Origin of the sequence: Lysinibacillus sp. FSL K6-4013 (genome assembly GCF_038630435.1) — a bacterium.
GTDB lineage: Bacteria > Bacillota > Bacilli > Bacillales_A > Planococcaceae > Lysinibacillus > Lysinibacillus boronitolerans.
Genome location: NZ_CP152031.1, coordinates 1,221,548 through 1,248,060 on the forward strand (window position 1 = coordinate 1,221,548; position 26,513 = coordinate 1,248,060).

The following is a 26,513-nucleotide window of genomic DNA, read 5'->3' on the forward strand; positions in this document are numbered from 1 at the left end:
CATGAGCTTTTTAGAAATGTTATATTTCATCATCCCTTCAGCGATTCTATATGCAACACCTTTGATTTTTACAGCCATCGGTGGGGTATTCTCTGAACGCTCTGGTGTTGTCAACATCGGGCTAGAAGGCTTAATGATTGTCGGTGCGTTTGTTGGTATTTTTGTCAATTTAGAATTCGCTTCATCATTAGGGGCAGCAACAGTTTGGGTAGCAATGCTAGCAGCTGTTGTGATTGGTGCTGTGTTCTCACTTTTCCATGCTGTAGCTTCTATTTCTTTCCGTGCCGATCAAACGGTATCAGGGGTAGCTATTAACTTACTAGGTTTAGCTGCAACCGTATTCTTAGTAAAAATGATTTATGATAAAGGTCAAACAGATATGATTGACCAACCGATTCGTCGTTTTGGTGTCCCTTACTTAGAGGATATTCCGTTCTTCGGTCGTTTACTGTTCCATGATGTTTACAGCACATCTATTTTAGCGTTCGCTGTAGCATTCGGGGCATGGTTTATCATTTATAAAACGCCATTCGGCTTGCGTTTGCGTGCAGTGGGTGAACATCCAATGGCAGCAGATACAATGGGTATAAATGTAAATAAAATGCGCTATATTGCCGTGATGATTTCAGGGGCATTAGGTGGTCTTGGTGGTGCAGTGTATGCACAAACAATTACACACGACTTCTCACATGCAACAATTGCTGGTCAAGGTTTCATGGCTATTGCCGCAATGATTTTCGGGAAGTGGCATCCAATTGGAGCACTAGGTGCAGCCTTATTCTTCGGTTTAGCACAAACATTAAGTATTGCAGGGAATCAAATTCCGCTAATCGAGAATGTTCCAGCAGTGTATCTACAAATTTTACCGTATGTGTTAACAATTCTTGCTTTAGCAGGATTTATTGGTAAAGCAAACGCTCCAAAAGCGAGTGGACAACCTTATATTAAAGGTAAACGCTAAGAAAAGCATTTTAAGGACTGGGCACTATGCTCGGTCCTTTTTTTATTATAATTGGCGTAATTTTTAATTTTTCCCATACATACTTTGGATTCCTTTTGCAATTATAGACAATAGACATGTATAGTATGTGTAGTACATCGTTATATTAAGAAGGATAGGAGGGTTTCATATGTTTAAAACAATACCTTTTGCAAAAGGTGTCAATTTGCATATCCGACAAACGACCCAATTTAAAACCGTAAATTTTTCAATTAAATGGAGAAGAGCATTAACAGCTAAAAGTGCATCAGAGCGTACAGTGTTAACAAATGTACTGCAGCACAGTAATGCTAAATATAAGACAACGGCTGCTTTTCGAAGCTTTTTAGATGACTTGTATGGTACAGTTTTGTATTTTGATACATCGAAGCGCGGAAATGAGCATACAGTTCTTATGAATGTAGAGACTGTTAATGATCATTATCTAGCGAATACAAGTGTCTTAAACGAAGTCCTTGGTTTATTGCATACAGCTATTTTTGAGCCTAATCTAGAAAATGGTGTCTTTAAGGAATCCGTTGTTGAGCGTGAGAAAAAGACAGTTATTCAACGTATTGAATCTATTTTTGATGATAAATCTCGCTTTGCACAATTCCGTCTACAACAAATCCTGAGACCAAATGAACCAGCATCCATTTCAGCGAATGGTAGTGTCGAAGAAATTCAAAAAATTACACCTGCCTCTTTATTTGAGGCATATCAATCGATGCTAGATAACGACAAAATTGATATTTATGTTGCTGGGGACATTAATGAAGAGGAAATTGTTGCGAAATTAAAAAAAGCGCTACCATTTAATGATCGTACACCTGAGGAAGTGCCAGCAGTGCTTCCACAACAACATCCTGCCAATGATTATGTAAGAGAACAGCATGAAATGAAACAAGGTAAACTTCATATTGGCTTTAGCACACCTGTTAGATTTGGTGATGTAGATTTCTCTAAGATGCAAATTTTTAATGGCATTTTTGGTGGATATCCACATGCCAAGTTGTTTATGAATGTTCGTGAAAAAGAGAGCCTTGCTTATTATGCTTCTAGTTCCTATGCATCGCATTATGGACTTGTATTTGTTGTATCTGGTATTGAAGCTAAAAATGAAGAAAAAGCGCTATCTTTAATTAAAGAACAACTTGCCGTCATGCAGGCTGGAGACATTACAGATTTAGAATTGGAACAAACAAAGGCTATGCTGACAAATCAGATAAAAGAGTCCTTAGATTCTGCACGAGGACAAATCGAAATTTTTGATCAATATAAAGATTTACCTGAGGAATTCTCAGTTGAAGCCTGGGCAAATAAGTGGAAAGCTGTGACAAAGGAAGATGTTGTTGCAATGGCAAAGCAAGTGCAGCTTGAAGCGGTCTATTTCTTATGTGGAAAGGAGCAAGCCGCACAATGAAAACAATAGAATTTAAACAATTAGATGAAACACTTTATTATGAAAAGCTAGACAATGGCTTAGATGTTTATATATTGCCGAAAAAGAGCTTCTCTAAAACATTTGTTACATTCACAACAAAGTACGGCTCTGTCGATCGTACGTTTGTACCAATTGGCGAAACAGAAAGTATTACTGTACCAGATGGTATTGCGCACTTTTTAGAGCATAAAATGTTCGAAAAAGAGGATGGAGACGTTTTCCAAAAATTTAGCGAATATGGTGCTTCTGCGAATGCATTTACATCGTTTACACGTACAGCTTATTTATTTTCGTCTACCGACAATATTTATAAAAGTACAGAAACATTATTGAATTTTGTCCAAGAACCATATTTTACAGAGGCTACTGTTAATAAAGAAAAAGGAATTATTGGGCAAGAAATTACAATGTATGACGATCAACCAGACTGGCGTCTATATTTTGGCACAATCGAAAATATGTATCATCATCATCCTGTGAAAATTGATATTGCTGGTACGATTGAATCGATTGATGGCATTACAGCAGAGCATTTATATACATGCTACAATACGTTTTATCATCCTTCGAATATGTTGTTATTTGTGATTGGTGCTGTAGAACCAGAGGAAATGATGACGTTTATTCGTGACAATCAAGGTAAAAAAGAGTTCCCAGAACCAACGCCAATTCAACGCTTCTTTGATATAGAACCAACAGAGGTAGCCATTAAGGAACGTACATTAAATATGGATGTTCAAAAACCAAAAATTTATGTTGGTTTAAAAGCGAAAGACACTAATTTATCAGGTCAGGACATGTTAAAGCATGAGTTGTCCGTTCAAATTGCGCTTGAACTTATTTTTGGACGTACTTCTGATTTTTATGAACGTGTTTACGAGGAAGGTTTAATTGATGAGACGTATGCTTTTGATTTTACCTTAGAAAATGGCTTTGGATTTGCCATGATTGGTTCAGATTCAGCAGAGCCTGATAAATTGTCAAAAACGATTATGGACGAATTAGCAAAATATGAAGGAAATAGCCAATTCGATCCTGCTGGTTTGGATCGTATAAAACGCAAAAAAATTGGGTTCTTCCTACGTGCACTAAATTCGATCGAGTTTATCGCAAACCAATTCACACGGTATTCCTTTAATGACATGAATTTATTTGATGTAGTACCAGTACTTGAGACTTTAACCGTTGAGGACTTACAAAAAGCATTTGCTTCTATCCAAGGTGAAACACAGCAAACAGTCTTTAAAATTCTGCCAAGTAAGCAGGATGCCCAGTGAAAAAATTTGCCCTTGTTTTAGGTGCATCAGGTGATATCGGTCATGCCATTTGTCAAAGCTTAGCTGAGGACGGCTGGTCCATCTATGTACATTATTCAAACAATCAAAATGCTGCACAGAGATTATGTGAAATGCTTTCCGAAAATTTCCCTGCACAAGAATTTATGCTTGTACAGGGGGATTTTTCAATCGTTAATGGAGCAGAATTAGTAGCCGCGCAAATTTTCAATGTGCAGGCAATTGTTTTTGCCAATGGACAAGCCCATTATTCATTGCTCGAAGATACAACAGTGGAGGATATGGATGCTTTATGGCGTGTTCATGTTCAAAATCCTATGAGACTAACAGCTTTACTTTCTGGAAAACTTCGCAAGCATGATGTAAGCTATGTACTATTTATAGGTTCCATTTGGGGAGAGGCTGGCTCAGCAGGGGAGGCACTTTATGCAACTGTTAAGGGTGCGCAACATGCTTTTGTTAAATCCTATGCAAAAGAAGCGGCATTATCTCGGATTAGAGTGAATGCTATTGCTCCTGGCTTTATAAATACCTCAATGAACAGCCATCTAAGTCAAGAAGAGCTTCAATACATTTTGGACGATATCCCACTAGGTTCCATTGGACAAACAAGGGATGTGGCTGAAATGGTACGTTTTTATTTGTCTGGTAAAGCTGATTATGTGACAGGACAAATCGTACGATTAAATGGAGGCTGGTACATATAATAATCTCTTTTGCACATACTACTTGTGTAAAGGAGGAGGAAGAATATGACCATTTTAGAAAACTGGCAAAAATGGACATCGTTTTTAGGGCAAAACGTTATGCAAGCTGAATCAAGCGGTATGCCGAAGAAAATGATTCAAACGGCTGCTGTCCAAATTGGGGAATATTTGGCGACAAATGTCGATCCTAAAAACGAACAAGAGCGAGTGCTGTCGGATTTATGGGGCGTTGCCTCTGAAGATGAAAAACATGCATTAGCGAATTGTGTCATTAAGCTTGTACAAAATAAGCATGTGCAGTAAATAAAAGAGGAGAGCCAATCTCCTCTTTTTGTTATACAATAAACTTTTTATCTGTAAAAACGGGAACATATGTAAGCCTTTTAACAGGCATCAAAAAAAATTAGCAAATAACGCTGTAATTCCATGTATTCTAACTTTCCATTACATAAAAAATCAGCTATGATGGAACTTATAAAGGATTTTTTACGTTAACTAATAGGAAGGGAACGAGTGTGTTGAGCGATTGGTACTTTGAATATGAAATTCAGGTGAATCGCCCTGGATTATTAGGAGATATTGCTTCACTTTTAGGGATGCTTCGTGTCAATATTATATCAATAAATGGTGTAGATGAGGATCGACGTGGTATGTTAGTGCATACAGACAATGATGAGGCAATTGAGCGTTTTCGTACAATTGTTTCGACAATGGAACATATTAACGTAACCAAATTTCGACAACCAAAACTTCGTGACCGATTAGCCATTAGGCATGGTCGTTATATTCCTCGAGATGCAGACGAAAAAAACACATTCCATTTCGTAAGAGACGAACTAGGTATTTTAGTTGACTTTATGGCAGAGCTCTTTAAAAAAGAGGGGCATAAGCTGATTGGTATTCGTGGGATGCCACGTGTGGGAAAAACTGAATCCATAGTAGCCGCAAGTGTCTGCGCCAATAAAAAGTGGATCTTTTTATCATCTACAATGATTAAGCAAACAGTTCGTAATAAGCTTGTGGGAGATGAATTTAGTCGTAACAATATTTTTATTCTAGATGGTATTGTGACTCGACGTTCATCTGATGAGAAACATTTGCAATTAGTGCGTGAAATGATGAATATGCCTTGTATAAAAGTTGTAGAGCATCCAGATATGTTTGTTCAGCACTCAGAATATAAAATAGAGGATTTTGATTATATCATTGAATTACGTCATCACACTGATGAAGAAATTACTTATGAAATAATGGAAAAAAATCATATGTCCGAATCCGATTCTTTTGGTGGATTTAATTTTTAATTTGATGTTAAAGTAGGTGTTATTAGTGGCAGAATTAGGGACTCGACTGAAAGAGGCGAGACTGTCTAAAGGCTACAGCTTAGACGATTTACAAGAAATAACGAAAATTCAAAAACGTTATTTAGTAGGAATTGAAGAGGGCAATTATTCCATTATGCCTGGCTCGTTTTATGTACGAGCTTTTATTAAACAATATGCAGAAGCTGTTGGTTTGGACGCGGAAGAAATTTTAGAGACATATAAAAATGAACTACCGAGCACTCCAAATGATCAAGTAAGTCAATCGATGACGAATAGCCCTAGCAGAAGAAAAGTAACGAAAGGCCCTTCGAATAAAATGATGGAGGCTATGCCAAAAATCATTGTTGCTTTATTTATTGTAGTCATTATTGTGGCTATATGGGTGCTATGGCAATCAAAAAACAGTCCAGGGACAAGCGAAGAAGTAAATCCAACTCCTGAGATGGAATATGACACAAATGTCAATCCAATTGATAGTGAGAAGGATAAAAAAGAACAAGAAAATAAAGATGCACAGAAAAATGATAAAGATAAAGATGATACAAAAGCTACAGAAGAAACACCAACTGATGAAGATGACACTGATCAAACTGAAGAGATGAAGCAAACAATTTCCGCGGGTACTGTTGAAGCAGATGGAGCGACAACTTCTTATACGTTAACAGGGACGGATACAATGAAACTTAAAATCGAAATATCAGGCCCTACATTTGTTGGTATTCGCAATCAACAGCAACAAGAAATCTTAACAGATACGCGTGTCTATAATGCCGGGGAAGTAGTTGAATTTGACGCCTCAACACAAAACTATGTTCGTATTCGTCTCGGTAATTCAACGCAAGCTAAAATCTATATTAATGACGAACTTCTAACGTATGCACAACAAATTGTAACGCAAAATATCGTCATCAATTTCAATAAAGAACAGTAGTCATCCTATGATGACTACTTTCTTTCATCATGAAAGGTGTTAGAAAAATGAACATTCCAAATAAAATTACCATCTCTCGAATCTTGCTTATTCCATTCTTTGTCATTGTTATGATGTTTGATTTTGGCTGGGGAACATTATCGCTTTTTGGTGCAGAGATGCCAATCCATCATTTTATAGGTGCACTTATTTTTATCTTTGCTTCAACAACCGATTGGGTGGATGGTTATTACGCACGTAAGTATAACCTTGTGACTACATTTGGGAAATTTTTAGATCCCTTAGCTGACAAGTTACTTGTCTCAGCAGCCTTTATTTTAATGGTCGAGCTTAAGATGGCACCTGCTTGGGTAATTATCATTATTATTAGTCGTGAATTTGCTGTTACGGGTTTACGTTTGATTTTGGCAGGTGGAGGAGAAGTGGTCGCTGCCAATCAGCTTGGTAAAATTAAAACTTGGGCACAAATTGTAGCGATTGCTGCTGCTCTTTTACACAATACAATCTTTACATTGGTTGGTATTCCATTTGATACAATCATGCTCTATATTGCATTGTTCTTTACACTTTGGTCAGGGTGGGATTATTTCTATCTAAATCGACGTGTATTACTTGAGTCTAAATAAGAAAGGTCTTGGGATCATGAATGCTGAAATTCTTGCGGTTGGCTCAGAACTATTATTAGGTCAAATTACGAATACAAATGCGAGATTTATCTCAAGCCAGCTATCCGAGCTTGGCATCAACGTTTTTTATCATACCGTAGTGGGCGATAATGCAAAGCGTTTAGAACAAGCTATCGAAGTGGCAGAGTCTCGTGCAGATCTCATTATTTTTTCGGGAGGACTGGGTCCAACAAAAGATGATTTAACGAAGGAAACGATTGCACGTCATCTTGGTGTTTCTCTTGAGTTTGATGAAGTAGCATTGACGTATATTGAGCAATTTTTTGCTAAACGAGGACGTCCAATGACGGAAAATAATCGTAAACAGGCATTAATTTTAGCAGGGAGTGAAGTATTAGCTAATCACCATGGAATGGCTCCAGGTATGATCTTCACAAAAAGTGATCGCACTTATATTTTATTACCAGGACCTCCAAAAGAGTTAGAACCAATGTTTCAATTTGAGGCTAAACCTAAACTTGCTGCGATGCTTAATGATGGAGGGATCATTGCATCACATGTTATGCGATTTTATGGAATTGGTGAGGCCGAGCTTGAAGTACAAGTTCAAAATATTTTAGATGCACAAACCAATCCAACAGTTGCTCCACTTGCTTCTGATGGTGAGGTAACGTTACGCGTAACAGCTAAAGCCGCAACAGAGCAGCAAGCTAGAGAGCTTATTAAGGCAAAGGTTGCGGAAATACAAGCACTTGTTGGTGATTATCAATATGGTGTAGATGATGATTCCCTTGCCTCAAAAACGGTAGAAATGCTATTGGATAATAAGCTAACAATCGCGGCTGCAGAAAGTTTAACTGCTGGGTTATTTCAATCTGAGCTTGCGGAAATTCCAGGGGTAGGCAATGCTCTTATAGGAGGCGTTGTTACCTATGCAGCAGATGCGAAAGTAAAACAGCTAGGCATTTCACAAGAATTAATTGATACACATGGTGTTGTGAGTGCTGAGTGTGCGGCGGCAATGGCAAGTGCTGTTCGTGAGAAATTTGCTACAAATATTGGGATTGGCCTTACAGGAGAAGCAGGTCCCACTGCGCATGATCATCAGCCAGTAGGTACTGTTTGGATTGGTATTGCCATAAATGATGAGGAGCCGCTTACATATTTACTTCATTTATCAGGCATGCGGAATACGAATCGACTCCGTGCGGTGAAATTTACATGCCACTATTTAATGCAGCTGTTAGAAGAACGTGGCTACACAAAACGTTATTAAAATAGAGTAAAACATAGGAATTTGGGTAGAGGAAAACTATCCAAATTTTTATTTTGAAGGAAAATCGAATAAATGTTCGCTTTTTTCTTGCGTGTTTTCTCAAAAACAAGTATAGTAGAGATAGATAAAAACAGTGAACAGTTTTCGAAGGAGGAAAATGAATGAGTGATCGTAAAGCAGCCTTAGAACAGGCTCTAAAACAAATTGAAAAGAATTTTGGTAAAGGTTCCATCATGAAACTCGGTGAAAAAACCGATTTAGAAATTGCCACATCTTCAAGTGGTTCACTTGCACTTGATGCTGCATTAGGAGTGGGTGGATATCCACGTGGACGTATTATTGAAGTATACGGTCCAGAATCATCTGGTAAAACAACTGTTGCTCTGCATGCCATTGCTGAAGTACAAGCAACAGGTGGACAAGCAGCATTTATCGATGCTGAGCATGCATTAGATCCAATCTATGCACAAAAATTAGGTGTTAATATTGATGAGCTATTATTATCACAGCCTGACACAGGTGAACAAGCACTTGAAATCGCAGAAGCATTAGTGCGTAGTGGGGCTATTGATATTATCGTTATTGACTCTGTTGCTGCCTTAGTGCCAAAAGCTGAAATTGAAGGTGATATGGGTGACTCTCATGTCGGCTTACAAGCCCGTTTAATGTCTCAAGCTTTACGTAAACTATCAGGTGCGATTAATAAATCAAAAACGATTGCTATATTCATTAACCAAGTTCGTGAAAAAATTGGTGTTATGTTCGGTAATCCAGAAACAACACCAGGTGGACGTGCACTTAAATTCTACAGCTCTGTCCGTTTAGAAGTGCGTCGTGCTGAAGCTATTAAACAAGGTAATGATATTGTTGGTAACCGAACTAAAATTAAAATTGTTAAAAATAAAGTAGCACCACCTTTCCGTACAGCTGAAGTAGATATTATGTATGGAGAAGGAATTTCTAAAGAAGGCGAAACAGTCGATTTAGGTGTGGAATTAGACATTGTACAAAAAAGCGGTTCTTGGTATGCATATGGCGATGAGCGCTTAGGTCAAGGACGAGAAAATGCTAAACAGTATTTAAAGGAAAATACTGCTGTCCTGGAAGACATAGCAAACAAAATCCGAGCTTCTTATGGTATTGCGGCTTCTTCTTATACAATTGCTGCACATGATGATGAAGAAGAGATGGATGAAGAATTAATGTTACTTCTTGAAGAAGAATAATTAATGATTGCATTGTTCCCACTTTATTGAGGGGGCAATGCATTTTTTTGTCTATATTCTTAAATTTTTACACATAATAAGAGAGAAGCTATGTATTTCGGTGTTTATTTCTAATGTACTGTTTTTTTATTAATTGTATTTAACGTGAAAATTTTCTAGTGAAATAGTAATAGGAAGAAAATTCGCTGAATGGATAGGACTTACTTTTTTTTGGCTAAGGTGGCGAACAGACGCCCGACTATCCTTGACAGAGCTTGAGGCTAGCTATACAATTAAATATGTATAATTTCTGAATTATGACTTTAAATAGGCAGTACATTTTATCTTCATTTAGCAAATGTTTTATAGTGAAATATCCTTTAAAATGGATGTCTAAACGCCTACTGGATGAAGATAATGCCTTTGGCCAATGAAACGGGTTTTGCACAAATTCTAACAAAATCTGGTGCATTTTAGCTAAGGCGACATAGATGTATGCGCCGACTGAAACTGTAATACCCAAATAGCAAGAGGAGGTGTTCATATGGATGGAATTACTATCATCTCCGCTTTGCTTGGACTCATCGTTGGTGCCGCTGTTAGCTATATCTACATGAAAAAAGTGAATGACTCAAAAATCACTGGTGCTAAACATGTCGCTGAAACAATCGTTGAAGAAGGAAAACGAGAAGCGGAGGCAATGAAGAAAGAAGCACTACTTGAAGCCAAAGATGAAACTCACAAATTTCGTACTGAAGCTGAAAATGACATTCGTGAACGTCGTTTAGAACTTCAAAAACAAGAGAACCGTTTATTGCAAAGAGAAGAGAATCTTGATCGCAAAGATGATGCTCTAAATAAGAGAGAAGCTGGCTTAGAGCGCAAAGAACAAGCTCTAGCTGAAAGACAACAGCATATTGAACAGATGGAGAGCAAAGTGGACGAGCTCATGGCATCACAAAAAACAGAGCTAGAACGTATTTCTGCTTTAACTAGGGATGAAGCTAAATCAATTATCCTCAATGAAGTAGAAAAAGAGTTATCAACTGATATTGCTGTGATGACGAAAGAAGCTGAAACGCGTGCGAAAGAAGACTCAGATAAAAAAGCACGTGAAATTTTATCATTAGCACTACAACGCTTTGCTGCAGATCACGTAGCAGAAACAACTGTATCTGTTGTGAACTTGCCAAATGATGAAATGAAGGGACGTATTATTGGTCGTGAAGGCCGTAATATCCGCACATTGGAAACGTTAACAGGAATTGATTTAATTATTGATGATACGCCAGAAGCGGTTATATTATCAGGCTTTGATCCAATTCGCCGTGAAACAGCACGACTTGCACTTGAAAAACTTGTACAGGATGGTCGTATTCACCCAGCTCGTATTGAGGAAATGGTGGAAAAAGCTCGACGTGAAGTGGATGAACAAATCCGCGAAACAGGTGAGCAAACTACATTTGAAATTGGTATTCATAACTTACATCCAGATTTAATGAAAATTTTAGGCCGCATGAAATATCGTACAAGCTATGGACAAAACGTCCTAAAACATTCAATTGAAGTCGCACATTTGGCAGGATTACTTGCTGCTGAACTTGGCGAAGATGTAGCATTGGCTCGCCGTGCAGGCTTATTACATGATATTGGAAAAGCAATTGACCATGAAGTTGAAGGAAGCCACGTCGAAATTGGTGTGGAATTAGCAACAAAATATAAGGAACACCCAGTTGTTATTAATAGTATTGCCTCGCATCATGGTGATACTGAAGCAACATCTGTTATTGCGGTATTAGTCGCTGCAGCTGATGCATTATCAGCAGCTCGTCCAGGTGCACGTAGTGAAACACTTGAAAACTATATCCGCAGACTTGAAAAGTTAGAGGAAATTTCAGAAAGCTATGATGGCGTAGAAAAATCTTTTGCGATTCAAGCTGGACGTGAAATTCGTATTATTGTACAACCTGAAAAAATTGATGATTTAGCCTCTCATCGTCTTGCACGTGATATTCGCAAACGTATTGAGGAAGAACTCGATTATCCAGGTCATATTAAAGTAACAGTTATTCGCGAAACACGTGCTGTGGAATACGCGAAATAAATAATAAAATATTAGGCATCCCTTGACCGAGGTCAGGGGATGCCTTTTTGTATGTGAATAAAATTCGATGTAATCTACCCAGTAAGAATAAATGGATGATTCCAACAATATAGTATGGAATAAAGCATAGTGAACTAGCCTCAACATGAATACCTTTTAAAAATTAACCAGCCTAGTTATACTCCGTTTTTACAACTGGTTTATGTTTTGACAAGGAGTGAGAAGCATTGAAAGAAACGATCACATTACAAGATATATTGAAAATAGTCCGAGAAAATCTTCTTTTTATCATAAGTTTTACACTTTTCGTAGCGTTGGTTACGGCCTTTATTAGCATCTTTATTTTAAAACCTACCTATGAGGCAGAAACGCAAATTTTAGTTAACCAAAAAAATATAGAGCAACCACATTTAGGCGTACAACAGGTTGAAACAGATCTCCGACTTATTAATACGTATAACATTATCATTACAAGCTCAGCTATTTTATCTAAAGTTATAAATAAGCTAGATTTGGATGTCACACCTGAAGTGTTAATGGATCAAATTACTGTATCAAGTGCCAATAATTCGCAAGTCGTCAATATTAATGTTGTAGACAAGCAAGCAGAATTGGCTGTTGAAATTGCCAATACAATAGCAGATGTGTTTCAAGAGGAGATCCAAGTTTTAATGACGGTTGATAATGTTAATATTTTGTCCGTTGCAAAATTAGATAAGGAGCCTGTACCGATTGCGCCAAATAAAACTCTTTATGTTGTAGCAGCCTCGTTTATTGGTTTTGTATTAAGTGCTGCCTTCATAATTATAATAGAGAGCTTAGATACCACAATCAAGACAGAGCAAGATATTGAAGAGTTGGTAGGGCTACCGATTATAGGCTTGATTAGTCAAATTAGTGATTCTCACAATAAAAGCGCTAGGATAAAATCCCGTAAAACGAGGAGGGGATCATAATGTTCCGGAAAAAAAAGAAAAAAAAGAAGCTAGTGAAAATGGCACGAAAACTTGTGACGATTGCAAATGGCCAATCTTTTATTTCTGAACAATTTCGAACAATCCGAACAAACATTACATTTTCAATGCCAGATAAAGAGATTAAAACAATATTAGTGACATCTGCAACACCAGGTGAAGGAAAGTCAACCAATGCAGCGAATATCGGCGTTGTTTTTGCACAAGAAGGAAAACGAGTCATCATCGTAGATGCAGATTTACGTAAACCAACAATGCATTATACGTTTCTATTGCAAAATGCTAGGGGACTATCAAATTTACTAACACGACATTTTACAATGTCCGAAGTTATCAATAGTACAGATATTGCTAATCTATTTGTCTTGACGAGTGGGCCTATTCCACCCAATCCAGCAGAGTTACTGGCTTCTAATGTAATGGAGAGTGTAATAGAAAACCTAAAGAAAGAGTTTGACATCATTATTTTTGATGCGCCACCGATTTTATCTGTGACGGATGCTCAAATTTTGTCCAATAAATGTGATGGTACATTATTAATTGTGAACAGTGGAGTTGCAGAAAATGAAAGTGTGTTAAAAGCAAAGTCAAACCTAGAAGCCTCAAAAGCAAATATTTTAGGCGTCATATTAAATAACTATAAAATGCCACTCCATCAATATTATGAGCAATATTATTATTAATTCAAGTACTTAGACAGGGAAGTGAAGTACAGTGATTGATATACACAGTCATATATTATTTGATGTCGATGATGGTCCGAAAGCGATTGAAGAGACACTTTGTTTATTTGAGCAGGCAGTTTTGGAGGGGATTACAACGATTGTTTCCACTTCGCATGCTTTACATCCATTGTATAATGTTCCTTTTAATGTAGTGAATGAACAAATCGAACAGTTGCAAATGGCAATTGACCAACGTAACATGCCGTTAAAGCTTTACACGGGACAAGAGGTACGCTTGGCGGGTAATATACTAGAATTGTATGAAAAAAAACAATTACATACATTAGCACATTCCAATTATTTGCTGTTGGAACTCCCCTCTAATCATATTCCAAAATATACAAAGGATATCATCTACTCGTTATTAACAGCAGGCATAACACCCATTATTGCACACCCAGAACGAAATAGAGTCATTACAGAAAATCCAAGTCAATTGGAACAAATTATACGGGAGGGGGCACTTGCACAAATTACAGCAGGAAGTTTAGCAGGATTGTTTGGAAAAGCCATCCAAAAGCTTTCAATAAAATTTGTGCGCTCGAATCTTGTCCATACATATGGTTCGGATGTGCATAACTTAAGTACACGTCCTTTCTTATTTGAAAAAGGTCTTCGATATTTAGAAAAGCAAAAAGACTTAGATATGGTGGATTTTTTGCTTGAGAACAACGAACGAATCATAAACAATCAGCCATTAATTGTATATGAACCAGATGATACTTTCACAAAAAAATGGTGGAAGTTTTTTTAAAATGCGAGAGCATCTTTCAGTTGGAAGGATATAAAAGATAGCAACAAGTAGCTGAAGCGCTGGAGACATTCAGTGTTTAAGGGGGCCGTATGGGATGCGAGTTGTTTTTATGAGGAGTAACCCTGTTTCACCAGACCCAAGGGTTGAAAAAGAAGCACTTTGCCTTGTGGAAAATAATTGGAATGTCCACATTTTAGCTTGGGATAGGGATAATAAATATAAAGTAAAGGACCAACTGCTAGAAGGTGAACATGCAATCCGTATTACAAGGTTTGGTATTCCTGCAACATTTGGGGGAGGTTTGAAAAAGAACTTAATTCCATTTATAAAATTTCAGATTAAACTTTTTCAGTGGTTACTTCGCCATAAAAATACGTATGATATGATTCACGCTTGTGATTTTGATACAGCACTAATAGGTACAATATGTGGGAAATTACTGCGTAAAAAAGTAATCTATGACATGTTTGATTCGTATACCTCACCATTTTATGGACCAGCGAGTATTGGAAAGGTCATTGAAAGTATAGATTTACGTCTTTTGAATAGTGTAGATGCAGTCATTATATGTACAGAAAAGCGTAAAGAACAGATTGCTAAAGCTTCACCTAAAAAAATAGAGATCATATATAATACCCCGCGTTATATAGATTCAAATAATCGCTTAGATTTGAATCCGAAAAAAGTAAAAATAGTTTATGTAGGCATACTTACTGAAAATCGGTTGATTAATGAATTGGTTGAAGTAGTAAAGAATACGCCAAGTTACGAGCTGCATATTGGTGGATTTGGTAAATTAGCCGATACATTGCTGCAAACTTCAAAAATGCATGACAACATTCACTTTTATGGTAAGTTACCCTATGAAAAAACAATAGAGTTAGAAAATAGTTGTGACATTATGACGGCTATTTATGATCCTAACATTTCTAACCACTATTATGCTGCACCCAATAAATTCTATGAAGCATTAATGCTTGGTAAACCTTTGATTATGGTAAAAAATACGGGAATGTCGGAAGTAGTTGCAGCAAATAATTTTGGAGAACTTATTGATTATAATAGAGAGAGTTTACAAAAAGGAATTGAGAATTTGGTAAAGCGTAGAAAAGAATGGTCAGATATTTCTCATGAAATGAAGGCACTGTACGAAGAAAGTTATAGCTGGGCGAAAATGGAGAAACGAATCACTAATTTATACAGTAATTTATAAAAGCTGTGCGAAGGACGGAGTGACTCGTAGCGGCAATCGATATCCCAATTGAGGAAATTTGTTCATCCACAATCGTAAGAGCAATATGAAAATTTACAATAGTATTGGATTTTTAGGGGGACTAAATATGAAGATATTATTTGTTGCACAAAATTTTCAAATGGGTGGTATCCAAAAGGCATTGATTAATATGCTAAAAGAAATCAGCCACTACGAGCAATATAAGATAGATGTTTTTACATTTAGTGGTGGGGAATTAATGAACGATATTCCCTCCAATGTGAAGGTAAATACAGGGAATTTACTGTTGCAACTAATTGCTACACCTTTTGCTGAAGTGAAAAAAGGAAGTAACATATGGCATATTATTTTACGAATTGTGTGTATGATAGTTGTTCGATTAATAGGTTCCCATAACTTCTATTCGATGCTTTTAAAAAAACATCGCAATAATTGTCATTATGATATCGCCATATCTTATTTTAATGATGTACCCAATCAATACTTCAATAAGGGGACCAATTTATTTGTAGATCAGTTTGTGATAGCAGATCGTAAGTTAGCATGGATTCATACAGATCCCATTAAAGCGAATTTTAATTATGAGGCTTGTGTCAAAACCTATAAAAATTTTGATCGATTGTTATGTGTTTCAGTAGCATGTAAGGAAAATTTAATACATTTTCTTCCACAATATCAACATAAAATTCAAGTGGTTTATAATTTTTTTCCAATCGAAGAGATTAAAGAACTGGCATGTCAATATACACCGTTTCATAAAAGCGAGTTGGATTTAATATCTGTCGGGCGAATTGAAAATAGTACAAAAAGGTTCGACCTTATTCCACATCTGTGTAAGTTGTTAAAGGAAGCTTCTATAAATAATTTTCGCTGGCGCATTTTAGGGGATGGACCAGACCTACTTTCAAATCAGCAATTAGCTTTGCAACTAGGTGTAGAGGATGTAGTTGAATTTGTAGGAGAAATGAAAAATCCCTATCCATTTATAAAATGTAGTGATGTATTCGTTTTAACATCTGCCTACGAAGGCTATCCAATGGTCATTGGGGAGGCATTAATTGTACAAACGCCTGTTATTACAACGGACTTTGCCGCAGCAGGTGAACAAATATGTAATGGTCATAACGGGTTGATAACAGGCTTTAATGTTGAAGACATCTTTCAAGTCATTGCCAATGTAATGAAAAATACAGAATTACTAAATAATATGAAAAATTGCATAGAAGAAAATCACTACACAAACGAAAAAGCTCAAGAGCAACTAGAATTGGAGTTTGATGCTATATGATAGTGGAAAATAAAAATTTTAGTGTGCTCATTTGCATTATTTCTAGTATCTTTGTCGTATTAAAAATATATACAGGTAGTAATCTATTTCTCTGGATCTTCTTTCTTTTAACAAGTACGGCGATGCTGCTAGATAAGCAGCAGCATCGAATTGACTATTTATTGTTTTTTATTTCATGGGTTTATGTCATTAAATTTGATATATCTGGCTATTCACTGCTTGTCGTACTTAGTTCTTTCTATATTTTGTTAAGTATTTTGACGATCTTTTTACAAAAGCAAGGTATATCAAAACGTCTCTTATTGACCTTTTTCTTATTTGCGTTTTATACGGTGGCCGTAACGTTAATTAGTGGGGGCAATCTTATAGCAGTTTTAGGCTTTGTGTTGAATTATAGTGTGCTCTTTTGTGCAGTAGTGACTATCAATGAGAGGACATATTTCAGAAGGTATACGTATATCTATGCATTGGGTTTACTAGCTGCTTCGATCGTTCGATTAATCAGTTATTCTGTTCCAAAAATTGATCATTTTATAGAGTCAATGACCGTTGTGAATACAGTGAAGACAATGAACTCAATTAGTACAAGATTTACGGGTTTAGATTTAGATCCAAACTACTTTAGTTTGCAAGTATTAATAGCAATGGCTTGTTTATTAGTGCTTTTTAATCTGGATGGAAAAAAGGAGAAAAAGTCAATTGTATTACTCGTAATATTAGCGTTTTTTGGCATACTGACATATTCCAAAATGTTTATTATTACATTCGTCGTTTTCATTTTGATGACATTCATCGTATTCATTAAAAATAATGTGAAGACAGCCATTAAATTTTCAACTTTTATAGTGATCATATGTGGGGTTGTACTCTATTTTTTTTACGAGTCTTTATTCGAAATTTATTGGATTCGGTTTTTCGGGTCAGGAATATCGACAGATGCTATTACCACTGGTCGAGTGAGTAGTTGGAGCATATTTATCAATGAAATCCTTCAAAACACGAAAGTATTTGTTTTGGGAGCAGGATTTGGCACAAGCTTTGCGAAGGTGAAGATGGCACATACAATGTACTTATCAACTCCCTATTATATAGGTTTAATCGGAATAGTCTTGTCAGTACTATACATTTCAAGCCTCTATAAAGTACTTAGAGAGAATGTCGGAATTATGAATAGACCAGGCTTTCAAATCCTTTCAATCAACGCTATTCCTCTCTATATCATGTTAATAGCGAATATAGGACTTGATTCATTTGTCATGGATTATTTTCCATATCATATTTTATTAATTATGTTAGCTCTGACTATGAGTAAAAGTAAGACGGAACTACTTACGATGAATGAGAGGTGAGGTGAGTGCCATTTTTAAGCATTATTGTCCCCATCTATAATACGGAGCCTTACTTAAATATGTGTCTTGATAGCATTTTGAGACAGGAATTCGTGGATTTTGAGTTGATATTAGTGAATGATGGCTCGACTGATAACTGCTCAGTAATTTGCGATGAATATGCCGAAGCTGATACAAGAATTACTGTCATTCATCAAGCAAATAGTGGTGCTGTCAGTGCCCGTAAAGCAGGGCTAAGCGTCGCCAAAGGACAGTATATTGGCTATGTAGATAGTGATGATTGGATTGAAGTGGATATGTACAAATCATTATGCAATGCTGCACGTGATTTTGATGTAGATATTGTCATTTGTGACATTGTAGAAAATTATCCACTCCAAGAAGTGAAGAGAGCGCAGCTTGTCGCGCCCGGTTTGTACAGGAAGGATAGGCTGGAAAAAGAAGTGTATCCAATTATGCTATATTCGGGCGAGTATTACCGTTTTGGATTATTTCCATCTTTGTCTAATAAAATATTTAAAAGAGACCTATTAGAGAAAAATCTATTTGATGTGGATGAAAAAATTTGCATGGGGGACGATGCTGCTTGTACGTATCCAAGCTTATTTGATGCAGAAAGTATTTATATATTAGAAAATCAATACCTCTACCATTACCGTCAGCATACTTCTTCCATGACAGCTAGTTATGATCAGCTGTTTTTTAACAAAATACTTATTTTGTATGAACAATTGAAAGTGTTAAAGCACAGAAAAGCAGACCTGGTTCCTAATTTTACTGAACAACTTCAGTATTATTTTACTTATTTAATGATTGCAGCAGTGAATAATGAATTGAATAGATTTAACTATAAGCGTTTACATGAAAAGCGTATCTTTATCAAGAAAATGTTGATTCATGAAGTGTTTCATGAATCGTTGCACACTATTCGTATGACAAATATGCCGCTCAAATCAAAGGCCTACATTTGGTTATTAAGGAAAAAACAAATTCTATTACTTTTCATGTTGAATAGGATCAATCGGTGGATAATTGATTGTAAAGGATTAATTCCCACTTTTACTAAAAGAAAAGGTGCTTACCAGCATGAGAACTAAGAGGGTAGTTTTAAATTTAATGTCTAATGTATTGCTACAAGTGGTTGCAGCGGTTATTAATTTCATTTTGCCTCGACTATTTATGACAACATATGGCTCTGCTACAAACGGGCTTGTTTCGTCGATTAAGCAATTTTTAAGTTATTTAAAAATAGTAGAGGCAGGTGTTGGTAGTGCATCCATAGTGGCGCTCTATAAGCCACTAGCCCAGAGAGATAAGGACCAAATAAATGGAATTCTTTCAGCAACTAATCTTTTTTATAGACGCTCGGGTTATGTCTTTGTTGGGTTAGTCGCCATTTTGGCCATTTGTTATCCGTTAATAGTAGGCGATGAGGTGAACCCTCGAACAGCTTTTTACATGGTACTTATTTTGGGGATAAGTGGCATGTGGGAGTATTTTTTTATAGGGAAATATTTAGTCCTACTGTCGGCAGATCAAAAAAGCTATGTTATTTTTCGCGTTCAAACAATCTTGCTTTTTATGAGTGCATTATTGTCAATTGCTTTGATAGTACTTGGCTTTTCCATCGTCGTTGTCGTTGCTAGTTCAAGTGCCTTAATGTTACTTGATGTTCTTTTTTTAAAATTGTATGTTAAAAAAAAATATCCGTATTTCAATAGTAAAGAACAAGCTAATACGTTAGCAATTAAAAATAAATGGGATGCTTTAATTCATCAAATTGCCTCGTTAATTATATTTAACACACCGTTTATTTTAATAACGATTTTTTTAGGCTTAACAGAAGTTAGTGTATTTACAGTTTATAGTATGGTGTTTAATGCAGTCACATTGTTCATCTCCACTTTTTCAGGGGCGATATTAGCAGCTTTTGGCGATATTCTCGTTAAAGAGGATAAGGACGCACTTCGGAAACAGTTTCATCATTTTGAATATATTTTTTATGGCATTATTGCTTTTAGTTACACATGTACGGCTATTTTAATATTGCCTTTTATAACGATTTATACAGCGGGTATTGAAGATGCCAATTACATAAGGCCATGGCTGGCAATATTGTTTGTCATTGTAGGAATTGTGAATACAATTCGGATTCCTGCGAATACGTTAGTGAATGCTGCGGGGCATTTTGGAGAGACGAAAAATCGTGCCATTATGGAAGCATTAATGAACCTAGTAGCGTCTCTTGTTTTTGTACAGTTTTTTGGCGCAGAAGGAATATTACTAGGAGGAATTTGTTCATACGTCTACCGAACTTACGATTTAATCATGTATTCTTCAAAAGTGATTTTACAAAGTTCCCCTTTAGATACTGTCAAAAAAATTGTGCGTAATAGTATCTTTGCATTTCTTGCAGCGACACCATTTATATTCTTTTTTGAGCTCCATATTACAAGTGCCAGTTCATGGCTTGTAGCAGCTATATGTATTTCCCTGTGGACGATGTTTATTGTATTAATAGGTAATTTTATTATTGAGCCTAAAGCAATGCGAGATATTTTGATGCAATTAAAGCGGACAATTACCGATAGTTAAATAATTTTATCCCTGCATTTTAGTAAGGTAAGAAGCATAATTGAAAGGCAAATAGATTCCTTTGAAATGGCAGGTGATGATGATGAAAAGAGAAGTCAAAGAAATATATTTACTACGATTCGTTGCTTGCTTAGGAATTGTGTTAATGCATAGTGTTACGTTGGCGTTGAACATGTATAACATAGAAGAAGGCCCACAATTCGTAATCCTGACATCAATTCAGCTGATCTTTATGTTCGGGACACCTCTTTTTATATTTATCTCAGAGTTTGTCATTGCCTTTTCCTATTCAGATCGTTTGCCGAAAAAGTTTTATGTAAAACGTTATAAATATATTTTAGTTCCGTTTCTTTTTATTGGGCTACTTGATGCAGTTCTTAAATCAATTGAATCACCTACTATTGAATTTGCAAAAAAACTCCTATTGAATTATTTAGAAGGTGATTTTCATGGTTATTTTATCGTAATTATTTTTCAGTTTTATATCATACATCCATTTTTTGTAAAATTTATTGTATCGAGATATCCAGCCCATAAAGTAATAATAACTGCGTTTATTATTAATTTTGGTTACTTAGCCTTTTTTAATTTTTTGGATCCATATAAGTATTTTCCGTATTTGTCTTATATTAGTTTGCAATGGGATTTCTTTAATAAGATGCCATTTCCAGCGTGGATTGCTTATTTTGTAGTAGCTTATTATTGTGGAAAAAATTATGAAAAATTTCTATCGTTGTTACAGCGTTTTCGTCATCTGCTGCTAATAGTATCGCTAATTACAGTAAGCATTTTGCTAGCCTCCCAGCTATCAGGTATCATTACGGAAGTTCATTCTAAGAGAATAGACGTTATCCTTTATACATTCAGTATAGCTTTTCTGTTATTTTTCATCGCGAGTAACAGAAGAAAAATGCCGAAATTTATCATTTTTATTAGTCGATATTCCTTCGGTATCTATTTATTACATCCCCTAGTTAATAGCCTACTTAAAATTTTTTTAACGAATGTTATCGAAACATTAAGTGTCTTCTCTGTTATTGCCATTTCATTTATTATCAGTATTAGTTGCTCTATTTGTATAACCTATGTAATGAGTAAATGGCAATTCGGTGCATTTTTTGTAGGGCAACTCACCAACAATGGGTACTCCTCTAATAAAAAAGATGCACAATTACCCATCCAGCAATCCTAGATAAATTGGTGCTATCCAAAAAGTATCCAAAAACGTAAATTGAGTATGGCTTACGTTTTTACTTTGCGATTGCTAAAGCAAAGATGGTAAACTAAAAGTTGTTATTTAGAGAAAGTGTGGTCTTGCATAATGAAAGTTCTATTTATTGGTGATATTGTTGGTTCAATTGGTCGAGATGCGGTGGAAAAATATTTACCTCGCTTAAAAAAGAAGTATAATCCAGATGTTGTGATTGCAAATGGAGAAAATGCTGCAGCTGGACGAGGGATTACTCGTAATATTTATAACAGTCTGCTACAAATAGGTGTAGATGTCATTACAATGGGCAATCATACATGGGACAATAAAGACATTTTTGATTTTATTGATGATGCGGATTACTTAATTCGACCAGCAAACTTTTCAAATGAAGCACCTGGTAAAGGTATGGTTCAAATTTCTAAAAATGGTGTGACATTATCCGTCATTAATTTACATGGTCGTGTATTTTTACCTCCACATGAGGATCCGTTTGCAATGGCAGATCAATTGATTGCAGAAGCACGACAAATATCTCCACTTGTCTTCGTGGATTTTCATGCTGAAGCGACTAGTGAAAAAATTGCTCTTGGTTGGCATTTAGATGGGAAGGCTTCAGCCGTTGTAGGCACACATACACATGTGCAAACAGCAGACGCAAGAATTTACCCGCAAGGTACAGCTTATATCACGGATGTTGGTATGACAGGTCCATATGATGAAATTTTAGGTATGACGAAGGAAAGTGTCATCTACAAATTCCAAACAAACATGCCATCTCGTTTTGAAGTTCCGAAAAAAGGGCGAGAGGTTTTAAGTGGTTTCTTTGTAGAGATAAATGATCGCACAGGGAAAGCTATTGCCTGTGAACGCATTTATATAAATGAAGACTATCCATTTCAAGGGTAGATAAGTCGAAGAATGTTTTTTTACGTTTCTTTTTCAGGGATATAGGTTTCTTTGTCAAACTAGTCTATTTCCGTTTTGCGGAGCATAAAATGTGCTACGGACAATAACTTGAGGTCCAAAAAGGGGGACACATGAGTTGTTGAGCGTAAACACTATTCGCGAAACGGGGAGGAATAATTGTGGATTCATTAAAAGTATCATCACGCTCTAATCCAAATTCAGTTGCAGGTGCATTAGTCGCGGTAATCAGAGAAAAAGGGCAGGCAGAAATGCAAGCAGTTGGGGCAGGTGCACTTAACCAAGCCGTGAAAGCAGTGGCCATTGCACGCGGATTTGTAGCGCCAAGTGGCACAGATTTAATTTGCGCGCCGGCGTTTGCCGATATTTTGATTGCTGGAGAAGAACGAACAGCATTAAAGCTGCTAGTGGAAAAACGTATTCGATAAAAAAGTAATGAAGTAAAATGCTCTGTCACATAATATTGTGGTGGAGCATTTTTTCGTTTTCCTATTTACATATGATAGATGTCACTTGAAATAGGGGCGTGATTTTGCTTAGATTTGAAAATTACAACTTTATGAACAGGATTTTCAGTCAAAGGTCTGATTTTCGCCTAAATCGTGGAGAAACAATAGTCCAGACGGTTTCTTCGTGTTAAACTTATGAAGGAAAAATAATAGTACACATTGGATTTAAGGAGTTGTTGACATGTTACATCAGCTTTCATGGAAAGTCGGTGGGCAACAGGGTGAAGGGATTGAGAGTACAGGTGAGATTTTCTCAATGGCAATGAATCGTCTAGGCTATTTCCTATACGGTTATCGTCACTTCTCTTCTCGAATTAAAGGTGGCCATACGAATAATAAAATTACAGTTCGTCCAACAGAAGTACGTTCAATTGCGGATGATTTAGATATTTTAGTGGCATTCGATCAAGAAACAATTGATGTCAATTATAAAGAGCTTACAGAAAAGGGTATTATTTTAGCCGATGCAAAATTTGATCCTGTTAAACCAGAGGATTCAAAAGCTCCATTATTTGCAGTACCGTTTACAGAAGTAGCAGCAGAGCTTGGTACTTCGTTAATGAAAAACATGGTGGCTATCGGAGCAACTGCGTCATTGCTAAACCTAGAAGATGCAGTTTTCCAAAATGTTGTCGATGATATTTTTGGTAAAAAGGGCGAAGAAGTCGTTCAAAAAAATATGGAAGCCATTACACGTGGTCGTCAAATTATGAATGAGCTTTTAGTTGATCGTATAGGCGAATGGGAGCTTGCACCTGCGGATGGTAAACGTCGTATGTTTATGATTGGGAACGACGCCATAGCACTTGGCGCAATAGCTGCTGGGACACGCTTTATGGCAGCATACCCAATTACACCTGCCTCTGAAATTATGGAATATTTAATTAAAAAATTACCGAAGTTCGGTGGCACTGTCATCCAAACGGAAGATGAGATTGCTGCAGCAACAATGGCTATTGGAGCTAACTTTGGCGGTGTACGTTCCTTTACCGCTTCTGCTGGTCCTGGTCTTTCATTAATGATGGAAGCAATTGGTCTTTCAGGTATGACTGAGCAACCTTTAGTAGTAGTGGATACACAACGTGGAGGCCCTTCAACTGGGTTACCAACTAAGCAAGAACAATCTGACTTGATGGCTATGCTTTACGGTACACATGGAGAAATTCCTAAGGTAGTCATTGCACCTTCTACGATGGAGGAAGCTTTCTTTGATACGATCCAAGCATTTAACATTGCAGAGGAATTACAATTACCAGTAATCTTAATGACAGATTTACAATTATCTCTAGGTAAACAATCTGTTGAGCCATTTGATTATAATAAAATTGAAATTCGTCGCGGTAAAATTGTGATGGATGATCTTGAGGAAGCGGCAGATAAAGCCTACTTCAAGCGTTATGAAGATACAGAAGATGGCATTTCACCTCGTGTATTACCAGGAACATTACATGGTATTCATCACGTTACAGGTGTTGAACATGATGAAACAGGGAAGCCATCTGAGGCAACGGGTAATCGCCAAACTCAAATGGATAAACGCTTCCGCAAATTAGAGAGCTTGAAATTTGATAACCCAGTCTATGTCAATGCACCACATGAGGAAGCCGATATTTTATTAGTAGGCTTTAACTCAACAAGAGGAGCTATTGAGGAAGTGCAAGAACGACTGAATGCGCAAGGAATGAAAGTGAATCATGCACATATTCGTTTAATTCACCCATTCCCATCTGCGGAAATGGCACCTCTTATTACACAAGCGAAAAAAGTGATCGTTGTAGAAAATAACTATACAGGTCAATTAGCTAATATTATGAAGATGAATGTTGGTGGTCACGATAAAATCGCGACAATCACTAAATATAATGGTACACCATTCTTGCCAGGTGAATTAGAAAATCGTGTGAAGGAGTTGACTCGCTAATGGCAACATTTAAGGATTTTCGTAATACAGTGAAACCAAACTGGTGCCCAGGCTGTGGAGACTTCTCCGTACAAGCAGCTATCCAACGTGCTGCTGCAAATGTTGGCATTGAACCAAATGAACTTGCTGTCATTTCAGGAATTGGTTGTTCAGGACGAATTTCAGGATATATCAATTCTTATGGATTCCATGGTATTCATGGTCGTGCACTTCCGATTGCACAGGGCTTGAAAATGGCTAATCGTGATTTACATGTCATCGCTTCAGGCGGTGATGGTGATGGATTTGCAATTGGTATGGGGCATACAATTCATGCAATCCGCCGTAATATTGATATTACTTATATCGTGATGGATAACCAAATCTATGGTCTTACAAAAGGTCAAACATCGCCACGTTCTGCTGCTGGATTTATTACAAAATCTACACCAGGTGGAGCGATTGAGCCATCATTGAAACCATTAGAGGTAGCATTAACAAGTGGTGCGACATTTGTGGCACAGGGCTTCTCTACTGACATTAAAGAATTAACAGCTCTAATTGAAGCTGGTATTAACCATAAAGGCTTCTCGTTTATCAATGTCTTTTCACCTTGTGTAACGTATAACAAAGTGAACACATATGATTGGTTTAAAGAAAACCTAACAAAATTAGCGGATGTTGAAGGTTATGACCACTCAGATCGTGGTATGGCGATGCGTACAGTGATGGAGCACGAGGGCTTAGTAACAGGCATTATTTATCATGATACGGAAACAAGGTCTTATCAAGAAAAAGTACCTGGCTACTCTGAGTTACCATTAACAGATATCGATATCAAAATGAGCGAAAATGATTTTAATGATTTAATAAAAGAATTTATGTAAAAAAGATAGAAACGAAGCATTTGGAATGTCATCATTCCAAATGCTTTCAGACTGTAGACAAACTCAATGAATTTTGAGTTTGCCTACAGTCTTTTTTCTTTTACAATAAAATAAAGTAAAGCCGTTGATTTCCACTACGGGCGGACGCTTTCCGCGGGCGGGGTCGAGCTGCTTCCCTCGCTTCGCTCAGTCCAGGATCTCGACTTTCCCGCTTTTCCCGCAGGAGTCGCCACCCTTCGTTCCAATCAACTTCTACATAAAGAATTCCT

General features: G+C 36.7%; 24 protein-coding genes. All 24 read left to right on the forward strand.

The features are described 5' to 3' along the window. Position 1 precedes the first annotated feature (1 nt). The 24 genes from MHB39_RS05755 to MHB39_RS05870 all read left to right on the forward strand — a co-directional run bounded on the left by MHB39_RS05755 (position 2) and on the right by MHB39_RS05870 (position 26,244). Entirely contained in the window at positions 2–961 is a 960-nt protein-coding gene (locus MHB39_RS05755) for an ABC transporter permease (RefSeq protein WP_048391533.1), read from the forward strand. Between the two features lie 169 nt (positions 962–1,130). Then, the gene (locus tag MHB39_RS05760) at positions 1,131–2,402 is read left to right on the forward strand and encodes a pitrilysin family protein (protein WP_342545988.1); all 1,272 of its coding nucleotides are present in this window, start codon (positions 1,131–1,133) and stop codon (positions 2,400–2,402) included. Continuing rightward, on the forward strand, positions 2,399–3,700 hold the full coding sequence (locus tag MHB39_RS05765) for a pitrilysin family protein (protein ID WP_342545989.1): 1,302 nt from the start codon (positions 2,399–2,401) through the stop codon (positions 3,698–3,700). Before MHB39_RS05760 ends, MHB39_RS05765 begins: the two co-directional genes overlap by 4 nt. After that, positions 3,697–4,425 (forward strand): SDR family oxidoreductase, encoded by a 729-nt coding sequence (locus MHB39_RS05770; RefSeq protein WP_342545990.1) that lies wholly within the window; start codon positions 3,697–3,699, stop codon positions 4,423–4,425. The genes MHB39_RS05765 and MHB39_RS05770 overlap by 4 nt, the downstream gene beginning before the upstream one ends. A gap of 45 nt (positions 4,426–4,470) precedes the next feature. Then, entirely contained in the window at positions 4,471–4,728 is a 258-nt protein-coding gene (locus MHB39_RS05775) for a DUF3243 domain-containing protein (RefSeq protein WP_004224939.1), read from the forward strand. A gap of 215 nt (positions 4,729–4,943) precedes the next feature. Next, complete coding sequence (locus MHB39_RS05780) at positions 4,944–5,729, forward strand: DUF3388 domain-containing protein (RefSeq protein ID WP_026023397.1); 786 nt, start codon at positions 4,944–4,946, stop codon at positions 5,727–5,729. 16 nt (positions 5,730–5,745) lie between these two features. Continuing rightward, positions 5,746–6,681 carry a helix-turn-helix domain-containing protein gene (locus MHB39_RS05785; protein WP_176408485.1) on the forward strand — a complete coding sequence of 312 codons (936 nt, stop codon included), beginning with the start codon at positions 5,746–5,748 and terminating at the stop codon, positions 6,679–6,681. 47 nt (positions 6,682–6,728) lie between these two features. After that, positions 6,729–7,307, forward strand: a complete 579-nt coding sequence (gene pgsA, locus MHB39_RS05790; protein WP_036080355.1) for a CDP-diacylglycerol--glycerol-3-phosphate 3-phosphatidyltransferase — start codon at positions 6,729–6,731, stop codon at positions 7,305–7,307. 16 nt (positions 7,308–7,323) lie between these two features. Further along, a complete protein-coding gene (locus tag MHB39_RS05795) occupies positions 7,324–8,583 on the forward strand; it encodes a competence/damage-inducible protein A (RefSeq protein ID WP_036080562.1) in 1,260 nt (419 codons plus the stop codon). A 161-nt stretch (positions 8,584–8,744) separates the two neighbouring features. Beyond that, complete coding sequence (gene recA / locus MHB39_RS05800) at positions 8,745–9,809, forward strand: recombinase RecA (RefSeq protein ID WP_016992835.1); 1,065 nt, start codon at positions 8,745–8,747, stop codon at positions 9,807–9,809. A 523-nt stretch (positions 9,810–10,332) separates the two neighbouring features. Further along, on the forward strand, positions 10,333–11,892 hold the full coding sequence (gene rny / locus MHB39_RS05805; protein ID WP_036080352.1) for a ribonuclease Y: 1,560 nt from the start codon (positions 10,333–10,335) through the stop codon (positions 11,890–11,892). A 227-nt stretch (positions 11,893–12,119) separates the two neighbouring features. Beyond that, positions 12,120–12,848 carry a Wzz/FepE/Etk N-terminal domain-containing protein gene (locus MHB39_RS05810; protein WP_258859535.1) on the forward strand — a complete coding sequence of 243 codons (729 nt, stop codon included), beginning with the start codon at positions 12,120–12,122 and terminating at the stop codon, positions 12,846–12,848. Beyond that, a complete protein-coding gene (locus tag MHB39_RS05815) occupies positions 12,848–13,549 on the forward strand; it encodes a CpsD/CapB family tyrosine-protein kinase (protein WP_312123983.1) in 702 nt (233 codons plus the stop codon). The genes MHB39_RS05810 and MHB39_RS05815 overlap by 1 nt, the downstream gene beginning before the upstream one ends. A 31-nt stretch (positions 13,550–13,580) precedes the next feature. Then, positions 13,581–14,345, forward strand: coding sequence for a CpsB/CapC family capsule biosynthesis tyrosine phosphatase (locus MHB39_RS05820; RefSeq protein ID WP_342545991.1), 765 nt, complete (start codon positions 13,581–13,583; stop codon positions 14,343–14,345). A gap of 94 nt (positions 14,346–14,439) precedes the next feature. Then, positions 14,440–15,558, forward strand: coding sequence for a glycosyltransferase family 4 protein (locus MHB39_RS05825; protein ID WP_312123981.1), 1,119 nt, complete (start codon positions 14,440–14,442; stop codon positions 15,556–15,558). A 127-nt stretch (positions 15,559–15,685) separates the two neighbouring features. Further along, the gene (locus MHB39_RS05830) at positions 15,686–16,867 is read left to right on the forward strand and encodes a glycosyltransferase (protein ID WP_342545992.1); all 1,182 of its coding nucleotides are present in this window, start codon (positions 15,686–15,688) and stop codon (positions 16,865–16,867) included. Further along, complete coding sequence (locus tag MHB39_RS05835) at positions 16,864–18,216, forward strand: hypothetical protein (protein ID WP_342545993.1); 1,353 nt, start codon at positions 16,864–16,866, stop codon at positions 18,214–18,216. Before MHB39_RS05830 ends, MHB39_RS05835 begins: the two co-directional genes overlap by 4 nt. 5 nt (positions 18,217–18,221) lie before the next feature. Beyond that, the gene (locus tag MHB39_RS05840) at positions 18,222–19,313 is read left to right on the forward strand and encodes a glycosyltransferase (RefSeq protein WP_342545994.1); all 1,092 of its coding nucleotides are present in this window, start codon (positions 18,222–18,224) and stop codon (positions 19,311–19,313) included. Then, positions 19,303–20,811 (forward strand): polysaccharide transport protein, encoded by a 1,509-nt coding sequence (locus MHB39_RS05845; protein WP_342545995.1) that lies wholly within the window; start codon positions 19,303–19,305, stop codon positions 20,809–20,811. The genes MHB39_RS05840 and MHB39_RS05845 overlap by 11 nt, the downstream gene beginning before the upstream one ends. Before the next feature lie 82 nt (positions 20,812–20,893). Continuing rightward, complete coding sequence (locus MHB39_RS05850) at positions 20,894–22,003, forward strand: acyltransferase family protein (protein ID WP_342545996.1); 1,110 nt, start codon at positions 20,894–20,896, stop codon at positions 22,001–22,003. Positions 22,004–22,132: 129 nt separating this feature from the next. Further along, positions 22,133–22,930 (forward strand): TIGR00282 family metallophosphoesterase, encoded by a 798-nt coding sequence (locus MHB39_RS05855; RefSeq protein ID WP_258859527.1) that lies wholly within the window; start codon positions 22,133–22,135, stop codon positions 22,928–22,930. Positions 22,931–23,109: 179 nt separating this feature from the next. Next, on the forward strand, positions 23,110–23,376 hold the full coding sequence (locus MHB39_RS05860; protein ID WP_004224903.1) for a stage V sporulation protein S: 267 nt from the start codon (positions 23,110–23,112) through the stop codon (positions 23,374–23,376). A 262-nt stretch (positions 23,377–23,638) separates the two neighbouring features. Further along, positions 23,639–25,378, forward strand: coding sequence for a 2-oxoacid:acceptor oxidoreductase subunit alpha (locus MHB39_RS05865; protein ID WP_258859526.1), 1,740 nt, complete (start codon positions 23,639–23,641; stop codon positions 25,376–25,378). Beyond that, a complete protein-coding gene (locus MHB39_RS05870; RefSeq protein ID WP_342545997.1) occupies positions 25,378–26,244 on the forward strand; it encodes a 2-oxoacid:ferredoxin oxidoreductase subunit beta in 867 nt (288 codons plus the stop codon). Before MHB39_RS05865 ends, MHB39_RS05870 begins: the two co-directional genes overlap by 1 nt. Positions 26,245–26,513: the final 269 nt, after the last annotated feature.